Source organism: Phyllobacterium sp. SB3, from assembly GCF_040009165.1.
Classification (GTDB): domain Bacteria; phylum Pseudomonadota; class Alphaproteobacteria; order Rhizobiales; family Rhizobiaceae; genus Phyllobacterium.
In genome coordinates this window covers 1-482 of record NZ_JBDYKI010000031.1, presented here as the reverse complement: position 1 = coordinate 482, position 482 = coordinate 1, and the positions used below count along the sequence as shown (strand labels likewise).

Annotated in this window: 1 protein-coding gene; it reads left to right on the top strand. The window is 28.6% G+C overall.

The features are described from left to right. The first annotated feature begins 87 nt into the window (after positions 1-87). On the top strand, positions 88-282 hold the full coding sequence (locus ABKW30_RS29260) for an ABC transporter ATP-binding protein (RefSeq protein ID WP_000676514.1): 195 nt from the start codon (positions 88-90) through the stop codon (positions 280-282). The last annotated feature ends 200 nt before the right edge of the window (positions 283-482 follow it).

Sequence of the window (482 nt, the reverse complement as noted above, 5' to 3'; positions counted from 1 at the left end):
AATATTGTTTTAATATATTGAATAAATTCTGAATCATAATCATTTAAAAAAATTTTATTTTTTTATTTTTCATTACGAATAATATAGATGAAGGGGAAAGAGTATGAAAACAGAACTGTTTCTTTTGCTATTAGTTCAAAAGGAGAAAAAATGAAAGTAGAAAATATTTCGTATAGGGTGGATCATCGTATATTGTTTGATAATATTTCTTTTGATACTTCGAGTTCAGGCGTGACATTAATTACTGGTAAAAATGGTACAGGAAAGTCAACTTTACTATAGTAGATTGAAACTAGAATAGTACACATCTACTTCTAAAATATTGTTAGAAATCGATTTGACTATCCTGATCTATTTGTCCTGTTCTTATTTCATTTCACTATATCTCAAATTGAGTATGACGAAGTGCGCTCCCATGTCCTGGGAACGCACTTTCTTCATATTTTTCATATTCTTGAATCCATCGATAAAGACTATTGGGA